The organism is Neisseria sp. HMSC068C04 (genome assembly GCF_001810105.1).
GTDB classification, from domain to species: Bacteria; Pseudomonadota; Gammaproteobacteria; order Burkholderiales; family Neisseriaceae; genus Neisseria; species Neisseria flavescens_B.
Window position 1 is genome coordinate 1 of sequence record NZ_KV799931.1, and the last position, 2,572, is coordinate 2,572.

Genomic DNA, 2,572 nt, shown 5'->3' on the forward strand with positions numbered 1-2,572 from the left:
CAGATACTCTATCCAACTGAGCTACGGGTGCATCAAGAAAGATTTGGATTATAAAGAGAGGGCTATTTACTGTCAAGCGTTTTATTTGGAAAACTTGCAGACAGCGTGTAAAATGCGCATTTGCTATTGAATTTACAGAGAATAAAATGTCAGATTTCGCACGCTGGCCGCTCTTATCCGAAGCATTTTCCCGTTTGGGACGGCCTGTGGTCGTGGTGGATTTGGAGACGACCGGTGGAAATTTCTATCAAGACAGGATAACGGAAGTCGCCCTTGTTCGTTTTGAGCAAGGACGCGCCACACATTACGAGCAATTGGTCAATCCTTGCCGCAGCATTCCCGAATTTGTTGCCAGACTGACCGGAATTCATGATGAAACTGTGAAAAACGCGCCTGTCTTTGCCGATATTGCAGCCGATTTGTTGCCGCTATTGCAAGGTGCAGTGGTTGTTGCCCACAACAGCCGCTTTGACTACACCTTCCTGCGCCACGAGTTTGCCCGTATCCATACTGACTTTGCCGCACCTTCGCTCTGTACGGTTCAACTGTCGCGCCGTCTCTATCCTGAGTTTTACAAACACAGCCTCGACAGTATTATCGAACGCACCGGCATTCAGACGGCCAACCGCCACCGCGCCATGACCGATGTTGCCGCATTGTGTGATTATCTCGAATTAAGTCTGGCAGAAAAAAATCATCAACAATGGGACGAACACGTCCGTGTATTGATGAATCCGAAAATGTTGCCCACTTGGTTGCCTGATTCGCTTGCCCAACAGCTCTATGCCCTGCCCGACAGTTACGGCGTATTGGTTTGGCTTGACCATTTCGGCAAAGCCCAAGCCATTGAAGCACACGAACGCGCATACAGTGAAACCGCCACCCTGCTGCACAGCAAAAAACTGCCGCCGCACATCAAAGCTGCAGCCTCCATCCGTTTTATTCCGGCAGTCGGACAGCTTCATACATTATGGCTCAAAGCCCAGACCATGCAGGAATACCAACTGATGCCGTCTGAAAAGTCCACATCGTTTTCCACCGTCCGCTTTATCGCTGACGAACACGGCAGCCTTCAAGCACGCATCGTCTTGTTAAACAGCGGCACCAGAAATTGGCGTCCTTACGGTTTGTTTGCCCACAAAAAAGCAGCCAAACGCGCTTTAACGCAATGGTCGCAAGAACACAGACTCTGCCCAGATTCGCTCAACATTTTGCCGACCAGCTACGCAAAGGGAGAACCCTGCCCAGTCGAGTCCGTCGGCAAATGCAATGGCAACTGCCGCCAACCAAACGGCATCAAACATCAAAACCAACGCATTACCGAGCTTGCCGCCCTACTCCCCGTAACCGATTGGGGCAAAGCGCACGAAATTGAAATTACCGAAACCGATCCCCTGACCGGAAACAGCATTACCCTGCTCTGCGCCGGCGGCGCGTTGGCATTGCCTGACGGCAGCTGGTATTTCGACAGCAGTCTGCCTCTCGTGATTAAAAACAAATTCAGGCAAGACAAAGAAAATATCCGTTTGATTGCTTAAAACAAGGCCGTCTGAAAACCAAATTTTCAGACGGCCTATTGTGAATAACTTTCCGCTTTATTCTCAAAATAAAAATCTGCCTAAAATTTAATCAGAACTTATTTTTATAATAGTAATCAAATACTAAACCAATTTATACACAAGCTGTTCACACAATTTTCAATGAAAGCTGTGTATACCCAGCCCAACGAGTAAACCATGAACAACCCTGAAATCATCTTCTTTGACATTGACGACACCCTCTACCGCAAATACACGGATACCCTGCGTCCCTCTGTTGCCCAAGCCATGCGCGCATTAAAAGCCAAAAGCATTTTGACTGCCATTGCCACCGGCCGTCCGGAAGCCGCCATGCCCGCCAAAGTCAAAGCCTTGATTCAAGAATGCGGTATCGACATGCTCGTCACCATCAACGGCCAATATATTTCCTTTCGCGGCAAACCCCTGCAAAGCTACCCGTTGGACATTGCCGACATAGAAACTGCCATCAACCTGCTTGAACAACACAAAATAGACTACGCATTCGTCAACAACCAAGAAATTGCCGTCTCCTCCAACTCTCCGCGCGTTGTCGAAGGCTTATCGCATATTCTGCCCAACTTCCTGACTGACAAAGAATATTTCCGCAAACAGCCTGTTTATCAAATGTTGGTCTTTGTGGATAAGGAAGAAGAAAAAATCCTGCAACCGCTGACCCGGCAACACGGCTTCAAAACCGTCCGCTGGCATGAATATGCTGTGGACCTACTGCGCAAAGAAGGTTCAAAAGCACGCGGCATCGCCCACGCAGTGGAAAAACTGGGCATTGATATGAGTAAAGTAATGGCATTCGGCGACAGCTTCAACGACTTGGAAATGCTGTCAACCGTCGGCTTTGGCGTTGCCATGGGCAATGGCGAAGAAGCTGCCAAAGCGGCCGCACAATTCGTCTGCCCAAGTGTCGATGAAGACGGCGTATTGCGCGGCTTGCAAGAATTGGGCGTCATTTAAATTTCAAATCAAAAGGAAAAGATGATATATTGGCATGTCAATTA

General features: G+C 48.6%; 2 protein-coding genes. Both read left to right on the forward strand.

The features are described 5' to 3' along the window. Window positions 1–146 precede the first annotated feature (146 nt). A complete protein-coding gene (locus HMPREF2700_RS04835; protein WP_070590641.1) occupies window positions 147–1,538 on the forward strand; it encodes a 3'-5' exonuclease family protein in 1,392 nt (463 codons plus the stop codon). 198 nt (window positions 1,539–1,736) lie between these two features. Next, window positions 1,737–2,528 carry a Cof-type HAD-IIB family hydrolase gene (locus tag HMPREF2700_RS04840; RefSeq protein WP_070590644.1) on the forward strand — a complete coding sequence of 264 codons (792 nt, stop codon included), beginning with the start codon at window positions 1,737–1,739 and terminating at the stop codon, window positions 2,526–2,528. Window positions 2,529–2,572: the final 44 nt, after the last annotated feature.